This is a genomic window from Deinococcus radiopugnans ATCC 19172 (assembly GCF_006335125.1).
Classification (GTDB): domain Bacteria; phylum Deinococcota; class Deinococci; order Deinococcales; family Deinococcaceae; genus Deinococcus; species Deinococcus radiopugnans.
On the sequence record NZ_VDMO01000001.1, the window covers coordinates 330,585 to 356,294 of the forward strand.

24 protein-coding genes are annotated in these 25,710 nt (G+C 67.2%); 13 read left to right on the forward strand and 11 right to left on the reverse strand.

Annotated elements, in window-relative coordinates; genetic code table 11:
* Positions 1 to 11: 11 nt before the first annotated feature.
* Positions 12 to 797 (reverse strand): ABC transporter substrate-binding protein, encoded by a 786-nt coding sequence (locus tag FHR04_RS01360; protein ID WP_139400165.1) that lies wholly within the window; start codon positions 795 to 797, stop codon positions 12 to 14.
* A 441-nt stretch (positions 798 to 1,238) separates the two neighbouring features.
* Here FHR04_RS01360 and FHR04_RS01365 point away from each other — a divergent pair, with 441 nt between their 5' ends.
* A complete protein-coding gene (locus FHR04_RS01365) occupies positions 1,239 to 2,078 on the forward strand; it encodes a DUF3427 domain-containing protein (RefSeq protein WP_139400167.1) in 840 nt (279 codons plus the stop codon).
* Between the two features lie 587 nt (positions 2,079 to 2,665).
* Positions 2,666 to 3,073 (forward strand): restriction endonuclease, encoded by a 408-nt coding sequence (locus tag FHR04_RS01370; RefSeq protein ID WP_139400170.1) that lies wholly within the window; start codon positions 2,666 to 2,668, stop codon positions 3,071 to 3,073.
* A gap of 155 nt (positions 3,074 to 3,228) precedes the next feature.
* Here FHR04_RS01370 and FHR04_RS01375 read toward each other — a convergent pair whose 3' ends face one another.
* From FHR04_RS01375 to FHR04_RS01395, 5 genes are read right to left on the reverse strand one after another with little or no spacing between them, the layout of a single operon-like run.
* Positions 3,229 to 3,702 (reverse strand): DUF3830 family protein, encoded by a 474-nt coding sequence (locus FHR04_RS01375; protein WP_139400172.1) that lies wholly within the window; start codon positions 3,700 to 3,702, stop codon positions 3,229 to 3,231.
* Entirely contained in the window at positions 3,702 to 4,811 is a 1,110-nt protein-coding gene (locus FHR04_RS01380) for an NAD(P)/FAD-dependent oxidoreductase (protein ID WP_170213803.1), read from the reverse strand. Before FHR04_RS01380 ends, FHR04_RS01375 begins: the two co-directional genes overlap by 1 nt.
* A complete protein-coding gene (locus FHR04_RS01385) occupies positions 4,808 to 5,941 on the reverse strand; it encodes an aminotransferase class V-fold PLP-dependent enzyme (RefSeq protein ID WP_139400176.1) in 1,134 nt (377 codons plus the stop codon). Before FHR04_RS01385 ends, FHR04_RS01380 begins: the two co-directional genes overlap by 4 nt.
* Complete coding sequence (locus FHR04_RS01390; protein WP_139400177.1) at positions 5,938 to 7,032, reverse strand: M24 family metallopeptidase; 1,095 nt, start codon at positions 7,030 to 7,032, stop codon at positions 5,938 to 5,940. The genes FHR04_RS01385 and FHR04_RS01390 overlap by 4 nt, the downstream gene beginning before the upstream one ends.
* Entirely contained in the window at positions 7,020 to 8,186 is a 1,167-nt protein-coding gene (locus FHR04_RS01395) for a M24 family metallopeptidase (protein ID WP_170213804.1), read from the reverse strand. The genes FHR04_RS01390 and FHR04_RS01395 overlap by 13 nt, the downstream gene beginning before the upstream one ends.
* Positions 8,187 to 8,429: 243 nt before the next feature.
* On the opposite strand from FHR04_RS01395, the gene FHR04_RS01400 reads away from it, so the two are divergent.
* Genes FHR04_RS01400 through FHR04_RS01425 form a run of 6 tightly spaced genes read left to right on the forward strand, consistent with a single transcriptional unit; the run spans position 8,430 to position 14,965 of the window.
* Positions 8,430 to 9,596 (forward strand): M24 family metallopeptidase, encoded by a 1,167-nt coding sequence (locus FHR04_RS01400; RefSeq protein WP_170213805.1) that lies wholly within the window; start codon positions 8,430 to 8,432, stop codon positions 9,594 to 9,596.
* Positions 9,597 to 9,649: 53 nt separating this feature from the next.
* Positions 9,650 to 11,284 (forward strand): ABC transporter substrate-binding protein, encoded by a 1,635-nt coding sequence (locus tag FHR04_RS01405; protein ID WP_139400184.1) that lies wholly within the window; start codon positions 9,650 to 9,652, stop codon positions 11,282 to 11,284.
* Positions 11,285 to 11,288: 4 nt separating this feature from the next.
* Complete coding sequence (locus FHR04_RS01410) at positions 11,289 to 12,254, forward strand: ABC transporter permease (protein ID WP_139400186.1); 966 nt, start codon at positions 11,289 to 11,291, stop codon at positions 12,252 to 12,254.
* On the forward strand, positions 12,251 to 13,132 hold the full coding sequence (opp4C, locus tag FHR04_RS01415) for an oligopeptide ABC transporter permease (RefSeq protein WP_139400188.1): 882 nt from the start codon (positions 12,251 to 12,253) through the stop codon (positions 13,130 to 13,132). Before FHR04_RS01410 ends, opp4C begins: the two co-directional genes overlap by 4 nt.
* Positions 13,122 to 13,697, forward strand: coding sequence for a helix-turn-helix domain-containing protein (locus FHR04_RS01420; protein WP_139400190.1), 576 nt, complete (start codon positions 13,122 to 13,124; stop codon positions 13,695 to 13,697). Before opp4C ends, FHR04_RS01420 begins: the two co-directional genes overlap by 11 nt.
* A gap of 44 nt (positions 13,698 to 13,741) precedes the next feature.
* Complete coding sequence (locus FHR04_RS01425) at positions 13,742 to 14,965, forward strand: aminopeptidase (RefSeq protein ID WP_139400192.1); 1,224 nt, start codon at positions 13,742 to 13,744, stop codon at positions 14,963 to 14,965.
* A 28-nt stretch (positions 14,966 to 14,993) separates the two neighbouring features.
* On the opposite strand, the gene FHR04_RS01430 is transcribed toward FHR04_RS01425, so the two are convergent.
* Positions 14,994 to 15,383: a hypothetical protein gene (locus FHR04_RS01430; protein WP_139400194.1), complete on the reverse strand. Its 390-nt coding sequence runs from the start codon at positions 15,381 to 15,383 to the stop codon at positions 14,994 to 14,996.
* Positions 15,384 to 15,698: 315 nt separating this feature from the next.
* Between FHR04_RS01430 and FHR04_RS01435 the strand changes: the two genes are divergently transcribed.
* Positions 15,699 to 16,343, forward strand: coding sequence for a class I SAM-dependent methyltransferase (locus FHR04_RS01435; RefSeq protein ID WP_139400196.1), 645 nt, complete (start codon positions 15,699 to 15,701; stop codon positions 16,341 to 16,343).
* 17 nt (positions 16,344 to 16,360) lie between these two features.
* Here the strand turns inward: FHR04_RS01435 and FHR04_RS01440 are convergent, their stop codons facing one another.
* Positions 16,361 to 16,795, reverse strand: a complete 435-nt coding sequence (locus FHR04_RS01440) for an Ohr family peroxiredoxin (protein WP_139400198.1) — start codon at positions 16,793 to 16,795, stop codon at positions 16,361 to 16,363.
* A gap of 404 nt (positions 16,796 to 17,199) precedes the next feature.
* Here FHR04_RS01440 and FHR04_RS01445 point away from each other — a divergent pair, with 404 nt between their 5' ends.
* Together FHR04_RS01445 and FHR04_RS01450 are read left to right on the forward strand one after the other, a co-directional pair.
* A complete protein-coding gene (locus tag FHR04_RS01445; protein ID WP_375782556.1) occupies positions 17,200 to 18,105 on the forward strand; it encodes a lysophospholipid acyltransferase family protein in 906 nt (301 codons plus the stop codon).
* A 207-nt stretch (positions 18,106 to 18,312) separates the two neighbouring features.
* Positions 18,313 to 19,473, forward strand: coding sequence for an acyl-CoA dehydrogenase family protein (locus FHR04_RS01450; protein WP_139400202.1), 1,161 nt, complete (start codon positions 18,313 to 18,315; stop codon positions 19,471 to 19,473).
* 48 nt (positions 19,474 to 19,521) lie between these two features.
* Here the strand turns inward: FHR04_RS01450 and FHR04_RS01455 are convergent, their stop codons facing one another.
* Positions 19,522 to 20,256 carry a sugar phosphate isomerase/epimerase family protein gene (locus FHR04_RS01455; RefSeq protein ID WP_139400204.1) on the reverse strand — a complete coding sequence of 245 codons (735 nt, stop codon included), beginning with the start codon at positions 20,254 to 20,256 and terminating at the stop codon, positions 19,522 to 19,524.
* 162 nt (positions 20,257 to 20,418) lie between these two features.
* On the opposite strand from FHR04_RS01455, the gene FHR04_RS01460 reads away from it, so the two are divergent.
* The gene (locus FHR04_RS01460) at positions 20,419 to 21,543 is read left to right on the forward strand and encodes a Gfo/Idh/MocA family protein (protein ID WP_139400206.1); all 1,125 of its coding nucleotides are present in this window, start codon (positions 20,419 to 20,421) and stop codon (positions 21,541 to 21,543) included.
* Between the two features lie 149 nt (positions 21,544 to 21,692).
* Positions 21,693 to 22,625, forward strand: a complete 933-nt coding sequence (locus FHR04_RS01465; RefSeq protein WP_139400208.1) for a DNA repair protein — start codon at positions 21,693 to 21,695, stop codon at positions 22,623 to 22,625.
* A gap of 126 nt (positions 22,626 to 22,751) precedes the next feature.
* Here the strand turns inward: FHR04_RS01465 and glf are convergent, their stop codons facing one another.
* Together glf and FHR04_RS01475 are read right to left on the reverse strand one after the other, a co-directional pair.
* Positions 22,752 to 23,906: a UDP-galactopyranose mutase gene (gene glf, locus FHR04_RS01470; RefSeq protein WP_139400210.1), complete on the reverse strand. Its 1,155-nt coding sequence runs from the start codon at positions 23,904 to 23,906 to the stop codon at positions 22,752 to 22,754.
* Positions 23,899 to 24,990, reverse strand: coding sequence for a glycosyltransferase family 1 protein (locus tag FHR04_RS01475; RefSeq protein WP_139400256.1), 1,092 nt, complete (start codon positions 24,988 to 24,990; stop codon positions 23,899 to 23,901). Before FHR04_RS01475 ends, glf begins: the two co-directional genes overlap by 8 nt.
* Positions 24,991 to 25,710: the final 720 nt, after the last annotated feature.

Below are 25,710 nucleotides of genomic sequence, written 5' to 3' on the forward strand. Positions count from 1 at the left end.
GCGGGACGCCATTATTTGGGCATCGGCAGGACGGTCACGGTTGAAGTGTCCTTTTCCGGCACGGCCCCGAACCACTTCTGATGCAGTTTAGACAGGTAACCGCTCTTCTTCAGGGCGTCGAGCTGGGCGTTGAACTGCGCGGCCAGCGGACTGCCCTTGGCAAACATCATGCTGTACTGCTCGCCGGTCTTCAGGCGCTGGGCCACCTTGACGCCGCCGGTGACCTTGGCGTAGTACTGCAGGGCCGGAATGTCGGAGATGTAGCCGTCAATGCGTCCCGCTTTGAGGTCGAGCATGGCCGGATTCAGACCGGTGTACTCGCGGATCTTGTACCCGTACTGAGCCTGATGGGTGGTGGCCCACATCGCCCCCGTCGAGCCGGTGTCCACGCCCACGGTCTTGCCCTTAAAGGCGCTGACGTTGCCCAGCGTGCTGCCGCTGGCGACCGTGAGGGACTGGTCCGAATCGTAATACGGCTGCGTGAACGCCACGGTTTCCAGGCGTTTTTTCGTGACAGTGATGCTGGAGATGGCCACGTCGATGCGGCCGGACTGCACGGCGGCAAACAGGCCGTTGAAGGGGGTGTTGACGACGTTGACCTTCTTGCCCAGGTTCTTGGCGATCTCTGTGACGAGCTCGATCTCGAACCCCACGTTGGCGCCGCTGGCATCCTGGAATTCCCAGGGCACGTTGCCGATGTTGGCCCCGACGTTGATCGTGTCCTGCGCCTGGGCGCCGGCCCCAAGGAAGAGCGAGAGCAACACCAACCCACCCACTGCCGTCTTCGTTCGCTTCATGGTCAAGCCTCCGGGAAATCTGCCTTTCAACTCTGGAGTGCCGATGCCTGCGGAGCCGTTCCGCAGCCATAAAGGAAAGCCTTCACCTGGGAAGCTGAAGTGGATTTCTTTAATGAGCCACAGCTTAGGACGGTGTGAAGCCGCTGTCTACAGCACGGCTGATTCCGCTGGTCCATTCCAGGCGGGCTACTCAGCCAGGGCGTGCCGTCGCCCCCGGAACACGCGCCGCTAAGTCCCCGTCCAGCGCACCTTCAAACTCGGCCAGAGTGGGGCAGGGCACGTCGGTCGGCCTGGCCAGGCTGCGCCGAGCCCTGCCCTTCAGGCCGCCTCAGTCGCGTGGCCGCACGGGGCACGCTCCCTTCGGAAGTTCCGGGGCCGCGCTCCCGAGCTGACCTGGAGAAATACCTGCATTGACGGCGCGCCGGAGGAATGACCTGACCCGTGGCCGAGCGGGGAGCGGGCGACGTTCCGCTGCGGTGGGAGCGGCTCCTGGTGCATGACCCGCTGGTCAGCGCGCTGCTGAGGGCGGTAGAGACCAACCTGCAACTGCAGCGTGTCGGGGAATACGCCGTGGTGTTCTTTCCGGAGGATCCAGCGCACGGCGTGGGCACGTTTTTCGTGCGTTTCCCGCAGTGGCAGAGCGAGCAGGACGTCGATCTGGTCCGGGCGCGGACCACCCTGGAGAAGAAACCTGGCCGGCTTGCGCTGCTGCGTGGTGGAGCCTTCGCTCCGGCGCTGAGAGCCCGGCTGCGCACCGACCCACGGCTCGCCCAGGAGGCCGAACGCCGCCTGGAATACCTCCTGGCCTGCGATTACGCCGAGCGGCACGGCGGAGTGCTGCGGACGCCCGGCGACCTGACGCGGTACCACGGCTACCGCCGCAGCGAGATCGTCAACCATCTGGGCGTCCAGTACGATCCCGCGCGGCACAATACCGGGGTCGTGCAGATGGGAAGCGACATCGCGCTGCTCACGCAACTGGACACCCGTGACGTGCAGACCAGCCACCAGTACCAGAACCGCTTCCTGCAGGACAGGCGTTTCTTTTCCTGGGAAAGTCAGAACCGCATGGTGCCGGACCGGTGCCCGGGGCAGGCCATTGCCGATCACCGCCGGCTGGGTTACACCCTGCACCTGTTCGTCCAGCCTGTTGGAGCAGGCCTGTATTTCTATCTGGGGCCAGTCGACGTGGAGCAGGTCCAGGGGAGTGCCCCGTTCACAGCGGTCCTGAAGTTGCCCGAGTGGCCGCCGGCCTCCTTGGAAGAGGGACTGCTGGGTTGAAGGGGCCAGTCGGCCAGCAGGGAGGGGGCGTTCTGCCGTGTTTGTCAGCTTCACGCGGAATGGCGGACGCCAGGCTGAGCGGCATGTTCCGGAAAACCAGCGAAGTCGTGTGGCTCGCCGGGCCGCTCCGAAACTCCTGAAGCCGGCGAGGAGGGGTTCTCGCGCAGGGGATGCCAGGTCAGGCTCCGGGGCCGAGCAGCTGATCGAGGTGCTCGTCTGCGTGATGAGCGCCTCGACGGGATCCCAGCCGATGGTGGACGTGCTGCGCCGTCTGCACGGTCACGTCGTCCGAGGTGGAAGCGGCCGTCAAGCAAGACGTTGCCCAGCGCGCTGCCCAGCAGCTTCCCGCCAGGTTCAAGACGACGCACAAGCCCGGCTGGCGTGGAAAGTCCGTATATCTCATCCTGCTGGGTGGTCGAACACCGTCACCGGCCTTGAAAAAAGCGGAGCCGAAGGCTGCGCCCAAGACGGGTTCCAAAGTCACGCCCATTGCGCCTTCAGCGCGGCGGGCCAGCACACGTCCAGATGCTGTAGCGCCGGGCAAATCGCGGCCTCGGCCGGGCAGCGCCGCGCTGGTGAGGCGTCTCTTGAAGCTCTCCCCAATGGTCTCCGGAGGAGTCATCGAGCGCCTGCTGGTGGCCCTCGGAGTCCACGATGTCAGCCGGACGCCGCTTACCAACGACGCCGGGGTGGACGTGTGCGGCGTGCTGGTGATCGAGGAGCTCATGCGGGTACGGGTGGCCGTGCAGGTGAAACGGTACTCGGGCCACGTCTCCCGGCCGGACATTCAGAAGCTGCGCGGCAGCCTGTCGCACGGCGAGGTGGGCTGGTTCTTCACCACAGGTGGGTACAGCGAGGGGGCGCGGATGGAAGCGCAGGCCAAAGACCGCCTGCCCATCTCCCTGATCTCCGGGCTAGAGGTCGCGGATCTCATGATCAAGGACCCCGTGGCCCTTGACGAAGCTGGGCAGGCGCAGTCCGCAGGGGAAGCCTGATGGTGGGCGGTCCAGGACACGCCTGAGGATTCTCGAAGAGACGCATTCCAGATCCTTCGATGCGCGTCAGGACTGATCTACCGCGGCTGTGGACGGGGTGTGACGCCGGGGTCGGCATTCGCTCACCGGAGCAACCGGGAATGGCCCCCGTTCTTTTACCTTGCGGCTTCCTGCCCCCGCATGACGATGGTCACGTCCTGCGCGCCGTCCTCGAGCAGAGAGCGCCCGATCTTCTTCATCAGCCCGTGATGTTCGGGGATGATCCGGGCAAACGCGTTGCCCGGAAGCCAGCCACTCGGGAAAAAGGTTCTGCCGTAAGGGCCGTAGTAGATGCCGAGATCAAAGACCGCGTCCGTCGTGCCCGGCCACACATGCGGCGGCAGCACCGTAAACAGGACCTGTCCTTCCAGGGGCATGATCACCGCCGCTTCGAGAGGGGTCTGGAGCAGCTGTGGATGCGGCCTGGTGGGGAGCTGCATCGACATCTCCGGACCTGTGAACATGGCGTGCCGCACCCGGACGGTCACGGGCGTGCGAAGCGCCTGACGCAGGGCGGCGCAGGTGACCGGGGCCAGCCCAGGCTCGAGCCGGGCGTGCAGTTCACCGGCGGCAAAGGTAAAGACCAGCATCAGATGACCGCCGTTTCCATGTGAACCTGCTGTTTGAAGCGGCCGAGCTGGTAATCGGCATGATCGTACGCCGGCGTGTCGCCCGTGACGAGCGACGCCACCAGTCGGGCGTTGGCCGGGGCCATCATGAAGCCGTTGCCGTTGAAGCCCACGCTCAACACCAGCCCGGGATGGGTGATGGGCGCGTCCACGATCGCCTGAAAATCCGGGGTGGAGCTGTAGTAGCCGCGGACGATGTGCGTGCTGCGCAGTTGCTCCAGGTCGGCCAGAACGTGCGCGCCCCGCTCGAAGGTCTGTGCCTTGAACACGTCATCACTTTCAGGCAGGGTGCCCAGTGCGCTCATGTAGAAGGCGTGGCCCAGTTGCTTGCCGGCCCACTGGTGGTCTGGCGACACCAGAAACGGCGTGCAGTACTGGGCCGGTGCACGGTCCAGGTAATGTAGCCGGCGCTCCTCGGCATGCAGCGGCAGATTGAGCCCGGCGCTGGAGGCCAGCTCGCCGGCACCGTGGCCGGCCGCAAGCACCGTGACGTCCGCCGTGAGTGGGCCGCCCTCGGTCTGGACCCCTGTGATTCTTCCGTCGTCCGTCCGCAGCGCTGTGGCGCGGCCATGAGCCAGCAGCGCGCCGCTCTCCTGCGCGGCCTGCACGACCGCCTGCGTCAGGCGCACCGGATCATTGATGAACCCGTCGTCCGGCCCGTAACTTGCCGCCCGCAGCCCCCGGGTCACGATGTCCGGGCACAGCCGCTGCAAGGCGTCCTCCCCGATCACCTGTGCGTTCACCCCCAGCCGCTGCTGACGCTCGGCCAGCTGCCTGGCCGAGCGCTCACCCGCCTCGCTGTAGCCGAGAAAGACGTAGCCGCAGCGCTCGAAGTGAAGCCCGGCGTCCAGCTGTTCGACGCTGTTGAAAAAGGGCAGGCTGTCCCGGACCAGCACAATATTCAGGTCGCTGCCCCACTGCTGGCGCACCCCGCCCGGACACCAGCGGGTAATGCCGCTGCCCGGCGCCCCCGCTTCGAGCAGGGTGACGCGTTTGTTCTGACGGCTCAGTTCCAGCGCAATGCAGGCACCGATGATGCCGGCCCCGACGACCAGGACATGCTGCTTCATGGAGTCTCCTGTTGAAAATGGTGGGGATGGGCGGCCACCCATTCGGCGATGCGGCCAGCCTCGTCCAGCGTGTTGTAGGCGTGAAAACTGATGCGGACCACTGGCCCCCGGGCACTGACCAGCAGGCCACTTTCCAGCATGGCCGGCGCCGTTGTTCCGGCGTCGTGGGCCCTGAGCGCGATCATGGCGGCGTGGCGGGCCGGTTCCCTGGGCGTGACCACCCCCAGTCCAGCGTGATCACACGCCCGGCGAACCACCGAGACGCAGGCGTGAACCTGCGACAGCCGCACCGGCGCGGGGAGCTGACTGAGCAGGGTCAGTGAGGCCCGGCACGCGTAGGCCCCGGCCACATTCGGTGTTCCCGACTCGAAACGGCGCGCCGCCGGACTCAGGTCCCGCCCGATCAGGTCCATGACCATCGGATCGTCCGCGGCCATCCAGCCCGGGGCGTGGGGCGTGCCCCCGCCGGCGGCGTACAGGAACGCGAAGCCCTCGGTGCCCAGCAGGTACTTGTGCGTGCCGCTCAGGTAATACTCCACCCCCAGCGCCGCGACATCGGTGGGCACGATGCCCAAGGCCTGGTAGCCGTCGAGGATCACTTGGCAGTCCTGCGCCTGGGCCGCTTCCACGTAGCGGGCGACGTCGAGCAGTTCGCCGGTCTGGAAGCTGACCTGCGCCAGGACCAGGGTGGCGGCACCTGACAGGGCCGCACACGTCCGCTCGAGGGGGGTCTGACCTGGAAAGTCGGCCGTGAAGCGCACCTGGTAGCCGTCCCGCCGCAGGGCGTCGGCCAGATAGTACGCACTCGGAAAGTTGTGCTCCTCAATCACCACCGGGCCGTCCGCCGCGCTCCGGGCGCGCAGGGCCACGGCCAGCGCGTGACTCGCGCTGTCGGTCAGTGCCAGTTGGTCAGGCCGGGCACCGATCAGTTGCGCCAGCGCGGCGCGGGCTTCCTCCCACACCCCCATCCATTCGCCCCAGGGGGACCCGCCAGCCCGCCAGGACTGCAGGTACTCACCCAGCGCGCCCTCGACGTCCAGGCTGAGTGCCCCCCGCGAGCAGTTGTTGGCGTGGACGTAGGTGCCCAGTCCAGGAAAGTGGGCACGGAAGGCCGCGGGGCTCAGACTCACTGCGCACCTCTGGCGGCGCTTGACGGGTGTGCAGCGCTCTGCCACTCGGCGATGGGCATGGCGCTGGTTTCGCCCACCACCACCATCTCTTCCAGCCGCACGCCGCCCACACCCGGCAGGTAGACGCCGGGTTCCAGCGCCAGCACCTGACCCACCTGAACCCGGTCCTGGGCGTGTTCACGAAGAATCGGAGGCTGGTGCGTCTGGTAGCCCAAGGCGTGGCCGATCCCGCGCAGGGTCTGCTTATCGAACCCCGCCTCGCGGATCGGCGCGCGCGCCGATTCGTCAATCTCCTCGGCGGTGGCTCCCGCACGGGTGGCCCGCCGCGCCGCGTCCAGCGCACAGCGGACGACCGACAGCAGGGCCTGGGCCTGTGGGTCCTGACCCGGCGCGGCACCGAAGATGCGGGTTTCGGTCAGGTCGGCGTGCAGGCCGTCGACCACTGCTCCGGCGTCCATGGTGACCAGGTCGCCTGGCTGCAGGGTGGCCACACTGGGATGGGCATGGGGAAGCGCCGTGCGCACGCCAAAGGCCACGATCGGTGCGAAGGCGGGCCCCTCGCTGTCCCGCTCGATGACGCCCAGCAGCACCTGCCGGATCTCACGCTCGCTGACCCCGGCCCGCAGCGCCGCAAACGCCGCTTCCAGTGCGCGCCGCGTGACCGTCTCGGCGCGCTGGAGACTGGCGATCTCGCTGTGGGTGAGCAGACTGGTCAACCTGTCCAGCACACCGTCGATGGGGACGAAGCACAACTCGTCGCCTGGACTCAGCGCATCCATCTCAGCCAGGGTCAGGGCCTGGGCGTAGACGCCGATACGCCGCGCACCCCCCAGCACCCAGCGCAGCGTCTGCAGGCGCTGCGGGCCGTTGGCGTAGGGTTTGATGTCAACCTGTGCTGGGGCAGTCACGGCGTCGTGATAGCGGGGGTCCAGCAGGAGGAAAGAACCCTGTGGGGTCAGCGCCAGCGTTCCTGCCGACACCTCAGCGCCGCAGAACGCGCGGAGCTGGTACGGCGCGGTGATCAGCACGGCGTCCACTTCAGCGAGGTGGGCCCGCAAGGCGGTCAGGCGGTCGGGCCTCAGATCAGCCACAACTGCTCCTGACGGCGGCTCAGCCAGCGCGCCCCGTCGTCCGTGACCACCACGTTTTCCTCGACGATCATGCTGGGCAGCGGTGACTGCACCACCGTCGGTTCCAGCGTGTAGACCTCGCCCGCCTTCACGGTGCCGTGCGGGGCCGCCCCATACCGTTCCCAGACGGGGCCGAGCAGCGTGCCGCCGTCGTGGACGTGCCGCCCGATCTGATGGCCGGTGGCGTGGCTCAGTTCCGGTTGCCCGGCCTGCCGCAGGGCCGCGCGCGCGGCGGCGTCGACCTCACTGCCCTGGACGCCTGGCTTCAGGGCGCCGAAGGCCGCGTCGATCGCGCTGTGGATCGCCTGGAAGACGGCCTGCACCTCTGAAGGCGCCTGATCTTCTCCCGGGGCGCGGACATAACAGGTGCGGGCGATGTCGGAAAAATACCCATCCACGCCGAGGCCGGTATCCAGAACCAGCAGATCTCCGGGGCGCAGGGCCTCGTCGGTGGGGCCGCGGTGGGCGAGTCCGATCCGGTTGATGCACACCAGCGGGCCGCCATGCCCACCCAGATAGGGCGTGGTGCCGAGTTCGGCGGCCAGGGTATTCATGCGGGCCTGGATCTGGCGTTCGGTCTGCCCGGCGTGCAGGGTGGGCAACAGGCGGTCATAGAAGGTGATGGTGCGGTCGATGGCCTGCTGCAGGCGGCGCATCTCCTCGGGCGTCTTGACACCCCGCACCGCGCCCAGCCGCGTCTGGCTGCTCTCCAGCCGGACCTGCGGCAGGACGCGGCGGATCAGCCGGTCCAGCACGAGGTATTGACCGTAACTCAGGCCGTCGGCCAGTGGGTCGTGTTCACTGAAGTTGAGCAGGACCGTCCGGGGAGCGAGTTCAGCCAGCCAGCCACAGAAGGCCTCGGCAAAATCGGTGGTATAGGCGCGAATCTCATCGAATTGCCCCTGGTGTTCCAGATGGCCCCGGTCATAATTGGCGCACAGGGCCAGCGCGCCGCGTTCCGGGTGCAGCATCAGGGCGGCCCGCCCGCTCAGGGCCGTGCCAAAGACCAGAGGCACGCTGGGGTCGCTGCCTTCCTGGGTAAAGAAGATCCACACCTCGTGCAGCTGCAAGGTGGCGAGGGCCTGAGCGATCTTCTGTCGAGCGAGGGTATCCAAAGTGATGTCTCCTCCTGGGGCGATTTCCGGTCAATTGATGCCCAGAGTGTAGGGACTCTGCCGCTTAGGGTCAATCTATTGAACTTAGTTCAATCAGAGATAACAGGGCTGGATGCAATTCAGCATGATCATAGGCAGTTGATCTCCAGAGGTTCCAGTGGACAGTTCAATATCTTGACTCCAGATTGCGGCCGTGCTAACACTGAGCCACTCAAATCACGGTGTCAGAGTCAGGAGGGCGGAATGTCAGGACTGGGCGAACAGAAGGCGCAGCAGGCCACGGAACAGCTTCAGGACGGTGAGCTGTGGCTCTTTTTGACTCAGGAGGGCAGCGACCCCAGCGTGCCTCTGGTCTTTGGCACCAACTCGGTGGGCAAGGCGGCCTTTATGCTGCACGGCAGCGGCCCCAAGGCCTTGGTCTCGCGCATCGACGCCGGACATTTTGAGCAACATGCGGCTTTTCTGGAGACGCGCAGTTATTCCACGTCTTTTGAAACCGATCTGATCGACTGGTTGCGCGAGTTAAGCCCCCACACCGTCCTCCTGAATTTCAGTGAGGACGACATCCGCTGCGACGGTCTCACCCACGGGCAGTACCTCGCCGTCGAGCGTCTGCTGGGAGAGGCCCTGCCACAGGCGAGGATCGCGAGCAGCGAGGCGCAGCTCAGCCGGATCAGGGCCATCAAGACGCCCGAGGAATTGCGCCGCCTGCAGCAGGCCATCGACCGCACCATCACCTTCTATGACCGCCTGTTGCCCACCCTGCACGCCGGGCAGACCGAACGCCAGATCCAGGCCCGCATGAATACCCTGGCCGCCGAGCTCGGCACCACCCCCGATCTGGGCGACTTCGGGGGGCCACTGGTGCTGATCAACCGCGTCGGCATGTCTCACCGCGCCCCCACCGACACGGCAATCGAGCCAGGCGACCTGCTGATCCTGGACACCGCGCTGGAAACTGAGGGCTACTATTCCGACATCGCCCGCACCATCTACTTTCTGAAGGACGGCGAACACGAGCCGCCCGAACGCGAACAGCGGGTCTTCCAGGCCATTTACGGCGCGATCGACGCCGCCTTCGCGGCGCTGAAACCGGGGGTCCCTGGTTATCAGGTCGACGCCGCTGCCCGGCAACACCTGCTGGATCGGGGCTATCCGGAAATCCAGCATTCCACCGGTCACCAGATCGGGCGGCACGTCCACGACGGCGGCGCCGTTCTCGGACCGCTGTGGGACGGCAAGCGCCGGGCACCCAGACTGCAGGCCGACGAGGGCATGGTCTTTACCCTCGAACCCACCGTCTTGATGAGTCCCGATCCGAGCATGATCGTCGAGGAAAACGTGGTGGTCACCGGCGACGGCGCGCGTTACCTCAGCCAGCGTCAGCAGCACCTCTGGACGGCCCGCTAGTGTATTCAAACCAGCCCTCATCCACATCGTCCATCTCGCCCAGGAGGCCCGCCATGCGTCATCTACTCACCCTGTCCGCCGCCCTTGTCCTCGCCAGCGCCTCTGCCCAGACGGCCGCATGCCCCAAGATCGGCGGCACGGCCACCATCGCCCAGAACAGCGAGCCGGGCAACCTCAACCCCCTGATCTTTCCCACCACCTATGACACCAACATCGAGGAACTGGTCTTTAACGCCCTGGTCAAGCCCACCGCCGATCTGGACTATCAGGCGGATCTGGCGCAGTCCTGGACTTTTTCCGCCGACAAGAAGACCATCACGTTTAAGTTGCAGCCCGGGGTCAAGTGGCACGACGGGCAGGCGCTCACTGCCCGGGATGTGGCCTTCACACTGACGGCCATCGCCAGCCCGAAATACAACGGCGGCGCCTACAGCCAGGTGGAAGTGATTACCGGTGCGGGCGCTTACCACGACGGCAAGGCAAAATCCATCAGCGGCATCAAGGTCATTGACGACCGCACAGTCGCGGTGACCACCGACAAGGTCTACGCCCCGATTCTGGCCACCATGGCGGGCATCATGATTTTGCCCCAGCACATCTACGGCAAGATCCCGGTGGAAAACTGGCAGAAGGACGCCACCAACCGCAATCCGGTGGGCAGCGGTCCATTCAAGTTCAAACAGTTCCGCAGCGGCGAACTGATCGAGCTGGAGGCCAACAAGACGTACTTCGCCGGGCGGCCCTGCCTGGACCGCCTGATCGTGCGTTTCGGCGACGCGAACACTATGCTGGCCGCGCTGGTCAAGGGCGAGGTGGACGCTGCGCCGGTGCCGGTGCCCAGTGTGGCGAGTGTCAAGAGCAGCCCCAATGTCAAACTGACGGTGGTCGATCAGCTGAGCTTCGACTACGTCGGCACCAATCTGCGCAACCCGCTGCTGGCCGATCCGGCCGTGCGCACGGCGATGGCCTACGCCATCAACCGCAAGGCCATCGTCAGCGGCCTGATGTCGGGGTACGGCAACGTGGTCGACACCCTGTTTCCCAAGTCGCACTGGGCCTACCCGGCCAACGTCAAAGCCATTCCGTACGACCCGGCCCTGGCGCAAAAGACCCTGGACGACGCCGGCTGGAAGATGAGCGGGGGCGTGCGCAGCAAGGGCGGCAAGACGCTGAAGTTCCGCATGTTCTACACCACGGGCAACCCGGTCCGGGAGCGCGGCGCCGCCCTGATTCAGGCCAATCTGCGCCAGATCGGCATCCAGGTGGACCTGCAGAGCATGGATTTCCCGACGCTGGTCACGTTCCTGCTGCCCAAGGACGGCAAGGGACAGCCGCGCGCCGTCAACGCCTCGGATTTCGATCTGTTCATCCTGGGGTTCGGGATCGAGCGTGATCCCAGCGAGTACCTGTCGTACTTCACCGCCGAGGGCCAGCCCCCGAACGGCTACAACTTCACCGGATACACCAACTCCGCCGGCGGCAACCTGCTCGTCAAGGGTCAGGAAACTGTAAATCAGGCCACGCGCAAGTCGCTCTACAACCAGTTCGGCCTGATGATGCGTGATCAGCTGCCGTGGATTCCGCTGACGCAGGCGCAGGCCCTGTACGGCAACCAGACCAAGCTCCACAACTTCGCGCCGGACATCCGGGGGGTCAACGTCAACGTCACGCGCTGGTGGGTGCAGTAGCCCCGTGCTGCCATTCATCGCCAAGCGGGGGCTCCAGGGCGTGGTCCTGCTGATCATGGTTTCGTTCATCAGCTTCGTCGTGATGAATCTGGCGCCCGGCAACGCGATGCAGACCTTTATCAACCCGCGCATGAGTCCGCAGGAGATCACGCGCGCTGAGAACGCCCTGGGCATCAACAAGCCAATCCCGGTGCAGTACCTGAGTTGGGCCTCGAATCTGCTGCAGGGCAACTTCGGCTATTCGGTGCGCAACGGGGAGAGTGTCACCGCGCTGCTCAAGCAGCGGGCGGGACCGACGCTGCTGCTGACCGCGACCTCGTTCCTGCTGATCGTGTGCATCGCCCTGGTGATCGGGGTGTACAGCGCGGCCAGACCATACTCGCTGATTGATTACCTGAGCACCACCCTGGTGTTCGCCGGGATCAGCATTCCCAGTTTCTTCTTCGGCCTGACCCTGATCTATCTGTTCTCGGTGCAACTGGGGTGGTTTCCCACCTCGGGGTTCGAAAGCTACAGCGCGGACCATCAGGGTCTGGAGCTGTTCCTGGACCGCGTCTGGCACATGGCGCTGCCCGTGTGCGTCCTGACCCTGACGGGCATCGCCGGCATCCTGCGTCATGTGCGCAGTTCGGTCAGCGAAGCGCTCAGGCAGGACTACATCCGCACGGCCCGCAGCAAGGGCGTCGGCGAGCGCGCCATCCTGGTCAAGCACGCGCTGCGCAACGGCCTCATTCCGGTGGTCACGCTGCTGGGCCTCTCGCTGCCTGCGTTCTTTGCGGGGTCCGTCATTACCGAGACCATCTTCGCCTGGCCGGGCATGGGCCGCCTGCTGGTCGACTCGGTGTTCGCCCGCGACTACCCGGTGTCGATGGCGATCAACACCATCACCGCGGTCCTGGTCATCGTGGGCAGCCTGGTCGCCGACGTGCTGTACGGGTTGATTGATCCCCGGGTCAGGTTCGACGGATGAGCGCCGCGGCCGTACCGCTGCGTCCGGCAGGGGGGCGGAGCCTGGGGCGTTTCACCCGGCACCGGCTGGCCCTGATCAGCGTGCTGGTGCTGATCGTCTTCATCCTGATCGGGGTGTTCGCGCCGCTGCTCTCACCCTACGATCCCTATGACCTGGCCGCCGGTCCGGGCGGTGAAATCCAGTTCACCAGTCCGCCCAGCGTGGCGTTCTGGCTGGGCACCGATGCCCTGGGCCGCGACGTGCTCTCACGCCTGATCTTCGGTACCCGGGTCTCGCTGACCATCGGGATCAGCGCCGCCCTGCTGGCCCTGGTCATCGGCGTGGTCCTGGGCGTGCTTGCCGGCTTCCGGGGAGGCTGGACCGACATCGTCCTGTCGCGCTTCACCGACGCGGTCGCTGCCTTTCCCAGCCTGTTCCTGATCCTGACCGTGTCCAGTTTCGTCAAACCCAGTCTCCTGACCACGGTGACCATCATTGGTCTGCTCAGCTGGGTCCCCACCTACCGGTTGATGCGCGGCGAAACCCTCAAACTGCGTCATCAGGAGTACGTCGAGGCGGCGGGCGCACTGGGCGCGGGTGACCCGCGCATCATGTTCCGGCACATCCTGCCCAACGCCGCCGCACCGATCATCGTGCAGACCACGCTGGGCGTGGCCGAGGCCATCCTGACCGAGAGCGCACTGTCATTTCTGGGCCTTGGCGTTCAGCAACCCATCGCCTCGTGGGGCAACATGCTCTCGGACGCCCGCACCATCACGGTTCTTCAGTCGCAGCCGTGGTTGTGGCTTCCGCCGGGTCTGGCCATCCTGCTGACGGTCCTGGCGATTAATTTTCTGGGAGACGGGCTGCGTGATACATTCAACCCCCGTGAAAAGTAAGGCAGACGCCGGCCAGTCGCGGCTCGGGGAACGGTTGCGGGCCCTGCGGCAGGCCCGAGGGATGACCTTGCAGCAACTGGCCGAGGCGTCGCAGTGCTCGCGCAGTTTTTTGAGCATGCTCGAGCGTGGCCAGACCGACGTTTCGGCCACGCTGCTGCAGCGTCTGGCCGCCGCCTTTGAGCTGAGCGCCGCCGACCTGCTGCCGGGCGAGGGACACACCGACGCCCTGAAGATCGTGCGTCACGGCGAGGCCCCGCGCGTGGTGGAACTCGGGCCCGGCGTGCAGGTGCAGGTGCTGTTCAACGATCTGCTGCAAAAGATCCAGCCGGTCTTGCTGGTGCTTGAACCGGCCACCGAGCAGCGCAACGACACCGGCCACGCCGGCGAGGAGTTCGTGTACGTGCTCGAAGGCGAGCTTCAGCTGACCGTCCACGGTTCGCCCACCCGGACCCTGCGCTCCGGCGACAGTGCCTACTATCCCAGCGCGCTGCCGCACTGCCTGGCCAACGCCGCCAGGGAGCGCGCGCGCATCCTGACCATGAGTACGCCGCCCCGCATCGTCTAGTCCGGCTCGCCCGGACGGGCCGCCCCCCCCAAAGGACACCACCCATGCCAGATCTTGCGTTTGACCAGCGGTACGCCCGGCTGGCCGTTCAGGTGGCTGTGCCGCTGCAGCCAGGGCAACGCCTGCTGATCGTCAGTCCTCCCGAGACCTTCGAACTGGCCGGGCAGATCGCCGCTGCCGCGTACGACGTTGGGGCCGCCGAGGTTGAAATCCTCTACGAGGACCCGCAGGTGCTGAGCCTGAAGGTGCAGCGCGCGGCCACGGCGCAACTCCAGAGGTTTTCTCCATGGACCGCCGACGCCCTGACGGCCCACGCCCGCGCGGGTCAGCCGATGCTCAGCCTGCACGCGCCCCAGCCGCACACGCGCCGGGAGCAAGACGCACGCGCGGCGGTGGCGGCCAGCGCCCGGAACGCCGCGCTGGAGGAATACGGCCTGCGGCGCTCGAAGGTGCTGTTCAACTGGTCCGTGATGGCGGTGGCCACCGCCAGCTGGGCGAGGCTGCTGCGCCCCGAGTTGCCGGAGGCTGACGCGCTCGAGTGGCTGTGGCAGGTGCTGGCCCGGCTGATGCGGCTGGACGCCCCGGATCCGCGGGAGGCCTGGCAGGCCCACGCTGAGCGCCTGATGCAGCGTTGCGCGGCGCTGGACGACCTGAACATCACGGAGCTTCACTTCGAAGGGCCGGGCACCGATCTGCGGCTGGGCCTGCCGGAAGGCCATCAATGGTTCGGGCCGCTGGTGCCGAGCGCCGCGGGCCTGCGGGGCATTCCCAACATGCCCACCGAGGAGATTTCCACGCTGCCGCACCGCCTGCAGGCCGAGGGCCGGGTCCGCATGACCCGCCCCCTGGTGGTGCACGGGCACCTGATCGAGACGATGGACCTGACCTTTGAAGGTGGCCGGGTGACCGGGCTGCACAGTCCTTCGGGGGAGGCCCTGCTGCGCGCCTTGCTGGCCACCGATGAGGGTGCGGCCCGCCTGGGTGAGGTCGCGCTGGTCAGCGAGGACAGCCGGGTGTCACGCGAACACCGGACCTTTTACAGCACCCTGATCGACGAGAACGCCTCGTGTCATCTGGCGCTGGGCCGCGCCTACCCGGTGACGTTAAAGGGCGGTGCGGACGTGGAGGCAGCCGAATTTCTAGCGCGTGGGGGCAACCACAGTCAGGTGCACCTCGACTTCATGGTGGGTTCTCCCGAGCTGGACGTCACGGCATTGACCTCAGATGGGCGGCGCGTTCCGGTGATGCGGGGCGGCCGATGGGCGTGAGGGTTCAGGAACCCTGAGGGTCGGCCCGTCACCGGGGGACGTCGCGCGAGCGCTGCCCCCCCAGAGCGCTCCGGAAGGTGCGGGCCACCCGCTCGAACCCCTCGGCAGCGTCACCAGTCACGATCACGCCGTACATCAGGGCGTCCACCCCCAGGCGCTGGAGGACCGGGAGGTCACTCGCGGTCACGCGTTTCTGGGTGGGAAGGATCAACGGCGCGCTGATGGCGGCCCGCAACTGGCCCAGCAGCAGCAGGTCGGCGGCCGTCAGCGCTTCCCCGTACTGGGCGTGCGGCACCACCGAGGCCTCCAGCAGGACGCCAGGCAGTAACGAGGCGGCGCTGCGCCGGTTCCAGGCAGCGAGTGGCGTGACGGTCGGCGGTTTCGCCGGTCCGGCCACCTGGTCGGCCCTGGCCGTCAAGACCTGAGGGCGGGGACGTTTCTTCCAGTCTGTTGCTGTCCAGAGCGTCTCTCGATGTCTGGACCGCAGCTCAAGCCATGCTTCATGTCTGGGGCGAACGTCATGCCGCTGTGACACTGGGCAGGCTAGGCTCCGGCCAACAGCAGGACCTGCCCGCGTGAAGGCAGGAACATCGCCCCACACTGCGTGGGGCTTTTTCTTTGGACGGGGGAGGACGGGCAGCAGGCATCGCCGCCCCACGGACCTGACGGAACGCTTCTGGCAACGCAGCCCAGCCCACAGCGCTGCGAGCCCGCCCGAACGAGACTGCGGAACATGGACCGTGATTCAACGCTGCCCCGTGACGCCTTTCGCCGCGCCGACGAGACGCCGGACGAGCAGTTCTACCGCCAGCCGCGCTTCGTGACGCATATCGACGCCGGGGCCATCGCAGCGGTGACCGGGCTGTACCGCGAGTATTTTCCGGCGGGGGGGCGCATTCTCGATCTGATGTCCAGTTGGGTCAGCCACCTGCCGCCTGAAGTGCCCTACGCCGAAGTCACAGGACTGGGTCTAAACCGCGCCGAGCTGGAGCGTAATCCACGGCTGACCTCGTGGGTCGTGCAGAACCTGAACACCTCACCCCGGCTGCCCTTTGAGGACCACACTTACGACGCGGCGGGCATCACGGTTTCGGTGGACTACCTGACCGATCCGGTAGCCGTGCTGCGTGATCTGAGCCGGGTGCTAGTCCCCGGCGGCCCGGTCGTGATCAGCTTCTCCAACCGCTGTTTTCCCACCAAGGCGGTGGCCGTTTGGCACACGCTGGACGACGCCGGTCACCTGCAACTGGTGCGGCAGTACCTCCAACGGGCAGGCAACTGGACTGACATGGTGGCCCTGGACCGCAGTCCCCGTTCGGCGCGGGGGGCACTGACGGGCGATCCACTCTACGCCGTGGTGGGCCGGGCCCAGGGTTGAGCGCCCCAGGATTGAGATCACGCGCGGTGCAGGCGGTACTCGATCTTTCCCTTCAAGGCCCGGCTGAAGGCGCAGAGGTCCTGACCCCGGTCGACCAGATGCTGCGCCCTGTCCTGCATCAGCCCTGGCAGCGTGATGTCCAGCGCCGCGGTCAGATCATGCGCGTCGCCGTCTGCCCGCAGACCCACGGTGGCCTGCACCCTCATCACGCCAAATTCGGGGTAGCGCTCGGCGCGGGCGACGGCGCCCATCGCGCTCTCGAAACTGGCGGCCAGTGCGGCGGCGAACAGTTGTTCAGGGGTGCTGCCTGCGCCGCCGTCACCGCCCAGTTCGGACGGCACGGCCAGGCGAACATTGAGCTGCCCGTCCTCGCTGTCCACGTGGCCGGCGCGGCCCCCGTGGGCGGAGGCGGTGGTGGTGTAAAGGGGAGTGGCGGAGCCTGGCTGGGTCATAACCGGCAATCTGACCAAAGGCAAGTGCCGCGTCGGTACGCTGTCCCACTGTCTGGGAGAAGTCTTCAGGAACGCTGGTGGGTGACCTGGGCACAGGCCGCCCGGTGCGCGGGCCGGCCGCGGCGCGCAAGGCGCGTGGTGAACCCCATGTCGCCCCGGCACGTATCCTTTCTGATGATTGCAGTCTGCATTCTGGATCGGCCAGGCGGGCGCCGATCCGCCGGCCCTGCCTCCGACGTCAGTGGTTCTGGCGGACGCCCCGCCGGGCCGCTCCCGTCGTCCGGCCACCGGTTCAGAAGGTCCAGTCAGCCGTTCTGTCCGGGTGCCCTGCGGCCCGCCGTTCACCGCCCCGTATCGTTCGGCGAAGCCCGCTCGCACCGGCTCGGCTGCCCCCACCCACAGGAGTGCGCTTGACTCCGCCGCCCACGCCTCAGCCGGGCGAAGCGGTGCGGCTGCGGTTCGCGCCGGAAGGACGCGCCGCCCGGCTGAGGTTTGCGCTGCAGGGCCGCCCGCTGGTCTGGAGCGCGCTGCGGCGCGCCGAACGCGTTTCCGCTGATCTGAACGTGCAAGAGAGATTTCACCTTCAGCAGGAGATCAGCCGGCAGGTGCTGGGCCACCTGGGCGTGCAATTGGACGTGCGCGGTCTGGAAAACATCGGCCCAGGACCCTACCTGATCGCCCCGCTGCACGAGGGCATTGCCGATGTGCTGTGCCTGCTGCAGCTGCCCCTGCCGATGCGGTTCGTGGCCCGGCGCGAGATCTTCGGGTGGCCGTCCGTGGGAGCGGCGATCACCCGACTGGGGCACCTGCCGATCGATCCCGAGCATCTTCTGGGCGGCTTCCGGGACCTGTGGCGCGGAACGTCGGCCATCCTGGGCGGCGGCGAGAGCGTCGTGGTGTTTCCTCAGGGCACCGTGGTGGGCATTCAGGCCGACTTCCAGCGCGGCGTGTTCGAGGTGGCGCGGCGCGTGGGCGCCGCCATCCTGCCGGTGGCCCTCAGCGGCACGCACCGCATCTGGGAGCATCCCTTCGCCCCCACCCTGCGGTACGGGCAGCCGGTGGCCCTCACCGTGCTGCCGCCCATCTCTGCGCGGACGCTGCAGACCGCCCACCTGGACACCCTGCGCGTCCAGACCCGCCAGGCCGTGAAAGCAGCGGCCCTGGCCCCGGGCCTGCCGCCGCCCCGGTTTTTCGATCCGGACCGTGACGGTTACTGGGACGGCTTTCGCCTGGTCATCGACCCGGACTTCTCCACGCTGGCGGCCCGCATGGAGCGGCACCGCGCCGCCCTGCTGACGGGAACGGCGTAAAGCGGGCTGTGCGTCGGCCCCCGAGCTGGCGCCCCCCTGTCTCTGTGGGGTCATCAGACCGCAACAGCACCGACAGAACAGCGCCGCCAGACTGCGGCAGGACCACAGGGCGCTGCATGATCTGCTGGCACACGCTTGCGCCGGCGCCCCTATGACAGAATGCGCGGATACCACGCCCGATTCTGTGCCCTGCCACCGAGGTTTTTCATGATTGACGAATTTGCTGTCCACGACCTGCTGACCCCCGACGAGCGGCTGATCCGCGAGAGCGTGCGGGCGTACTGCGACGCCGAACTCCTGCCGCAGATCGCCGAATGGTGGGACGACGGCGCCCTGCCGGTGCGCGAGGTGATGCGTGGCTTTGGCCGGATGGGCCTGCTGGGGCCAACCACGCCGGAGGACTACGGCGGGGCGGGCGTGACCTACAGCGCGTACGGCGCGATGATGTACGAGCTGGAACGGGTGGACAGCGGCCTGCGCAGCGCGGCCAGCGTGCAGGGCAGTCTGGTGATGTATCCGATTCTGAGTTTCGGCAGCGAGGAGCAAAAGCAGAAGTGGCTGCCGGGTCTGGCCTCCGGCGAGCTGATCGGCTGTTTTGGCCTGACCGAACCCGACGGCGGCTCGGACCCCGGCGCAATGCGGACCCGGGCGCGGCTGGACGGCGACGAGTACGTCCTGAACGGCAACAAGATGTGGATCACCAACAGTCCCGAGGCCGACGTGGCGGTGGTCTGGGCCAAGGACGAGGTGGGCGTGATTCGCGGCTTTCTGGTGCCCACCGACAGTCCCGGCTTCTCGGCCCCGGCGATCAAGCGCAAGATGAGCCTGCGCGCCAGCGTGACCGGCGAGATCGTGCTGGAGGACTGCCGCATTCCCGCCGCCAACCTGCTGCCCGGCAGCCAGGGCCTCAAAAGCCCGCTGTCGTGCCTGACCAGCGCCCGCTTCGGCATCGCCTGGGGCGCCCTGGGCGCGCTGGAAGTGGTGTTGCAGACGGCGCTGGACTACACCGGCGACCGCACCACCTTCGGCAAGCCCATCGCCTCACGCCAGCTGGTGCAGGACAAGCTGGTTCGCATGGCCACCGACCACAGCACCGGCCTGCTGCTGGCGTGGCGACTGGGGACCCTCAAGGACGCCGGGCGCATGAACTTCGCGCAGGTGAGCTACGCCAAGCGCAACAACGTGCGGGTGGCCCTGGGCGGCGCGCGGCTGGCCCGCGAGCTGCTGGGCGGCAACGGCATCACCACCGAGTACCCGGTGATCCGCCACATGCTGAACCTCGAAACCGTGGACACCTACGAGGGCACGCACGACATCCACACCCTGATCGTGGGCCGCCACCTGACCGGGCAGGGCGCGCTGGAGTAACGCTGCGGGCGCCCGGCCCAGCCGTTCCCTGTTCGGTCCAGTCCAGGTTCAACCCAGCGTCTTCAGGTAGGCCAGGCTGGACCGCAGGCTGGCCAGACCGTCGGCCTGGTCCTGCTCGTAGAACAGCGACGCGCCCTGCGGGACCGCCTGCACAACGGCGGTGAGCGGCACCTCGCCCGCGCCCAATTCCACCGTGCGCCAGCCGGCATCCTCGCGGCGCAGGTCCTTCAGGTGGACCAGCGCGGTGCGGTCTGCGTAGCGCCGCAGGTAGCTCACCGGGTCTTTCCCGGCGGCGTAGACCCAGGCGGTGTCCAGTTCCAGGCCCAGGCTGGGGGCGCGCGTCAGCAGCATGTCGAGGATAGGCTGGCCCTCCACGGTGCCGCTCAGCTCGTGGTCGTGGTTGTGGTAACTGAGGCTGATGCCCTCGGCGGCCAGCTGTTGCGCCAGTGCCTCAAGCTGTTCGGCCAGCGCCGTCCACTGCGCTCCCTCGCCCTTGAACCACGGGTACACCGCCCGCGTGACGCCGACGCCGTGCAGGAAGGCCACCTGTCCCTCGGTGTCGTCCTCCCACGCGGCCCCGCCGATGTGGGCGGCCGTGGCCCTCAGGCCCCGTTCGCTCAGGGCGGCGCGCAGGCCGGCGCCGTCCAGCCCGCCGTACTCGCCGGCCAGCTCGACCTCGGTGATGCCGCTGGCGGCCACGGCGTCCAGGGTGCCGTCAAAATCCCGTGCCAGTTGCTCGCGCAGGGTATACAGTTGCAGGCCGACGGAAAGGGGCTGGGTCATGGCAAACCTCACAGGGGAGAGGGGTGGGCGTTGTCGCTAGAATCGGGCGGCAGGGGAGGGCCGCAGACGCGGTCGCGGCGTTCTCCCGCCCACACTGTACGGGGTCCAGCGCTCCCCGGCGCGCCCCGCCCTTCCGCTTCCCGCCCCCAGAGGTTTCCCGGCATGACACACAGCATCGGCATTATCGGCAGCGGCAACATCAGCGGCGCCTACCTGAAGATCGCCCAGGAGCTGGGACTGTTCCGGGTGGCGGCCATCACCGATCTGGACCTGGGCCGCGCCCAGGCCCAGGCCAGCGCCCACGGCAGCCGCGCGGTGGAGCTCGGCGAACTGCTTGCGGACCCTGAGATCGTGGCGGTGGTGAACCTGACGCCTCCCGGCGCACACGCGGCGACGTCGCTGGCCATTTTGAACGCGGGCAAGCACGTCTACAGCGAAAAGCCGCTGGCGGTCACGCGGGCGGACGGTCAGGCCATCCTGACGGCGGCGCGGGCGCGGGGGCTGCGGGTGGGCTGCGCGCCCGATACCGTTCTGGGCGCGGGGCTGCAAACCGCCCGCGAGCTGCTGGACGCAGGCCGCATTGGCCGCCCGGTGGCCGCCACCGCTTTCATGCTGGGGGCTGGACCGGAAGGCTGGCATCCCGATCCCGGATTTTTCTACCAGCCCGGCGCGGGGCCGCTGTTCGACATGGGTCCGTATTACCTGACCGCGCTGGTCAACCTGCTGGGCAGCGTGGGCAGCGTGGGCGGCAGCGCCGTCAGCGCACACGCCGAGCGCGTGATCGGCAGCGGGGCCAGGCAGGGCCAGCGGGTGCCCGTGCGCACGCCTACCCACGTGACCGCCCAGTTGACCTTTGCGGCCTCGGAGGCAAGTGAGGACGCAGGCGGACCGGTGGCCACCTTCATCGCCAGCTTCGACGTGCAGGCCAGCGAACTGCCGCGCACCGAGATTTACGGCACCGAGGGCACCCTCAGCCTGCCCGATCCCAACACCTTCGGAGGGCCGCTGCGAATCCGCCGGACGGGTGAGCGCGACTGGGAGACCATTGAGCTGACCCGTCCCTTCCAGGACAATGCCCGTGGCATCGGCCTGGCGGACCTGCTGGCGGCGGTGGACCACAGCACCCCCCACCGCGCCAGTGGTGAGCTGGCGTATCACGTGCTGGACGTGATGCAGACGGTGCTGGACGCGGCTGAGGCGGGCCGCACCCTGCCGGTAGACAGCCGCGCCGAACGTCCCGCTCCGCTGGACCCCCGCCCGGAGTGGCTGCCGGCGGGCCTGGGCTGACACCGGGCCGTTGCCGAACGGTCAGGGCCTGCGCTGGTCTGGGGGTGGCGTCACCTGGGCACTTGTCGCCGCGCCAGACAGGCTTTGAACCGCTTGCCGTCGGCCATCAGGCCACAGACAGGGCGGCCAAAATGCATTATCATTATGGTATGAGCGAAACATCGAGCCGCCAATCCGCCAATCGCCAAGCAGGGGGCCGCCGCAAGGAGGCGTCCGCACCCGCCGCCGCTGCGGCGCCCACCGCTGAACAGTCCAGCCAGACGGTCTCGGGCGACGTGACCGGGTTTCAGCGACTGCTCGCCACGGCCCAGATCGACGCCGACATCGCCGGGATCGTGGCGGACCCGGCCAGCGCCGATGCCCGGCTGACCGACCTTCTGCGCGCCGCGCTGGACCGCTGGGGCCACGGCCTGCATCATCTGGACCACCGCGCCGTCCTGACCGATGCGGGCGAGATCCAGTTCTTCGCGGGCAAGACCCTGGTGGGCCGGGCGGGAGAGGACGCTGAACACCTGGCCCGCAGCTACGCCAGCCTCAGCGCGCCGAACGCCGAGGGCCTGAGCGACTGGAGCGTGCTGGGCGAGGGCTACCGCACCCCGATCCGCAACGCCGCTCAGCTGCGCGTGCTGATCGAGGACGCCCGCGATTTCGAAACGCTGTGGACACCGGAGCGCGGGTTGTTCCTGCGCCTGTGGCGGCGCACCGAGAACGGTCAGGAGGTCACGGCGGTCGAGTACGTGCAGCCGGTCAACGCCGCGCAGTTGCTGGGTGACGCCGCCTGGGACGCCATTCAGGGCATCAAGGACCGCGCCCTGCAACGTGAATTGATGGAGCGCAGTGCCAAGGGCGGGCTGCTGCAGGCCTTCCTGAGTGCCCGCCACAAGGACGCCGAGCGCCATCTGGGCAGCCTGCCCGAGACGCATTTCACGGTTCAGAGCAATGTGACGCGGCTGACGGGTGCGGACGCCCGCGACTACGCTGCCGTCCGCACCGCGCAGAAGGAGACCGCCGACGAGTTGAAGGCCATGCAGGACCGCGCCGTCAAGGGCATGGTGGAACTGCTGCGCAGCGATCTGCGCTGAGGCGTAGATGACCTGAGCGGAACAGGGGAGGGGCTGGCAGAGTTTCAAGCTCTGCCAGCCCTGTCCTTTACGCCCTCTCGAGCGTGGCCGGCTGGTGGGCGACGGCCAGACTCGCAGCCCTGGAGCCTAGACCTCGGCCGCTTCCACCCTTTCTCCGGTTCGCTCCTGCAACCTCTTAAAAGTGGCGAGGGCCTGCGCCACCACCTGGTCCATGTTGTAGTAGCGGTACGTGGCGAGGCGGCCGACGAACGTGACGTCCGGCTGGGCCTGGGCCAGCGCCTCGTATTTCTTGTACAGCTCGGCGTTCTCGGGGCGCGGCACCGGGTAGTACGGATCGCCTTCCGCCTGCGGGTACTCGTAGACCACGCTGGTGCGCTCGTGGCGCTGCCCCGTGATGTGCTTGAACTCGCTGACGCGGGTGTAGGCGTAATCGTTGGGAAAGTTGACCGTGCCGACCGGCAGCATCTGCGCCGTGTCGTGGGTTTCGTGGCGGAATTCCAGGCTGCGGTACGGCAGCCGGCCAAACTGGTACCCGAAAAAAGCGTCTACCGGGCCGGTGTAGATCAGGTGACCGTGCGGAATCAGGTCCAGAATCTCGCGGTAGTCGGTGTTGAGCATCACCTTGATCTGGGGGTGGGCCAGCATTGCCTCGAACATGCGGGTGTAGCCGTGCAGGGGCATGGCCTGGTAGGTGTCGGCGAAATACCGGTCGTCGCGGTTGGTGCGGGTGGGCACCCGGGCCGTGACGCTGGCGTCCAGTTCGCTGGGGTCCAGCCCCCACTGCTTGCGGGTGTAGCCCCGGAAGAATTTGTTGTACAGATCCCGCCCCACCTTCCCCACCACCACGTCCTCGCTGGTGCGGACGCGTTCGACCGGCTCGGCCACCGAGGCGAAGAAGGCCTCGACCTCAAAGGCGGTGAGGTTCAGGCCGTACAGCCGGTTGACGGTGTCGAGGTTAATGGGAATGGGCAGCTGCTGGCCGTCCACGCTGGCCAGCACCCGGTGCTGGTAGGGCCGCCACTCGGTGAAGCGGGACAGGTAAGAGAAGACCTCGGCGCTGTTGGTGTGGAAGATATGCGGGCCGTAGGGGTGAATCAGGACGCCCGCGTCGTCGTAGCGGTCATAGGCGTTGCCGCCGATGTGCGGGCGGCGGTCCACGATCAGCACGCGCTGGCCAGCGCTCGCCAGACGCTCGGCCAGCACGCTGCCAGCGAAGCCGGCCCCCACGATCAGGTAGTCGAACCGCGTCACCGGGCTGGGTCCGGCCTGCTCCTCAGTCATCTGAACCTGTCAGCAGGGCGGCAGAGGCCGGTGCAGGCGCGTGCAGGCCGGTGGGTGCGGCGTCCTCGATCAGCTGGGCCATGCCAGCCCAGGTGCGGTCCCAGGACAAGCGACTCAGGTACCGGTCCGCCTGCTGCTGACGCTGCTGCGCCGCCGCAGTGCCTGCCTCGTCCAGCGCTGCCTGGCAGGCCGTTTCAAACGCGTCCGGGCTATCGACGATGCGGGCGAGCCCCAGGTCGCCGTAGGGCCGCACCACGTCCCTGATGCCCGTCGATACCACCGGCACACCCGCAGCCAGATACTCGGGCGTTTTGGTGGGGCTGATGAACTCGGTGGCCTCGTTGCGCGCGAACGGCAGCAGAGCGACATCCCAGTGCGCCAGATACGCGGGCAGGTCCGCATACCCCTTCATGCCCAGGTAATGGATGTTGGCGGCGCGTGGCAGCTCAGCCGGGTCGATCTTGACCACCGGTCCAATCAGCACGAACTGCCACTCCGGACGGCGACGGGCCACTTTGGCGATCAGCGCGGTGTCGAAACGCTCGTCGATCACGCCGTAGAACCCCAGCCGGGGCCGGGCCAGCCCAGCCTGATCCGCAGGGTCCGGCAGGCCACGGCGCGCCTGCTCGAAGTGGCTGACCTCCACGCTGGACGCGAAGGGATGAACATTAGGATGGCGCTCGGCTTTGGCCTCGTACAGCCGCTGTCCACCGGTAAACACCACGCCTGCGCGGGCGAAAAGTTCGGCCTCGCGTTGCCGCAGCTCGGGGGGAGCGCCCTTGAAGTTGGCCAGTTCGTCCATGCAGTCATAGACCGTCACGCGCGGGGTCAGACCTGCTGTCACCGGCAGTTCCATCGGGGTGTACACCCACAGGTCGTATTCCAGTAGACCCTCGGCAGTAACCAGCTCGCGCAGCAGCCCGGCCGTCCGCGCCTGTGATTCGCGGGAGGACAGCCCTGATCTGATGTGCGGCGTGCAGACCATCACGCCGCCTTCCCGGCGGCAGTGTAGGCGGTCGTGGTGGTCGCCGAAAATAGGTTCTTCGATGTAGTACACCGCGCGGTCCCGTGCGGCGCGGGTCATCAGGTGCTGGGGGCGCTGAAAGACAAAGTCCCAGCGCAGATGCGACAGCACCAGCAAGGCAGGAACGGTGGCCCAGAAGGGTTGCAGAGGTTGAGGCGATGGTGGCACGGTAAAGTTCCCCCCCCGGAAGATGAGCGGCGATAACGGGACGAGCGGCGATAACGGGACGACATGGACAGTTCAGGGACCAGTGCCATGCCCCACATGGCCAGGAAGATCTTCCCGCCCCTGAGCACCCACTGACCACCGTTGCCGGACTATAGGAGGGATGTCCGAACGCCAAACGTGATGCAGGGCAAAATTGCGTCCCACATGGCCTCTGGCTTAAGACTTCGGGGGTAAAACCTAAACGCAGGGTGAGGTGGCTTTAACGCCAGGCTGCCGCCACCTATAGTCCTGCCTCCTCCACGCTGGACTTCTCACTCCCTAGATGGGCGAGCGCGGCGAAAAGGGCGGCTCAGCCCACCGCCTCGTCGTTCGGATGGGGCGGGACCATTTATACGGATTCCGTTTGTAACGCGACAGACATCGGGACAGCTCCGATTTCCACACTCCACGTCCGGAACCCGATTTTCTCCTGCTCGCTTCGATCGGGTAGTTGGCTGGAACCATGCCCGACACCACTGAAATGAGAGCGTCCGGGGCCTATCCCCGGACGTGTCAAAAGAGCTCCCACTCGAGAGTTTCGTCTGTCAGAACCCCGCCTGTCCAGTCCAGCAT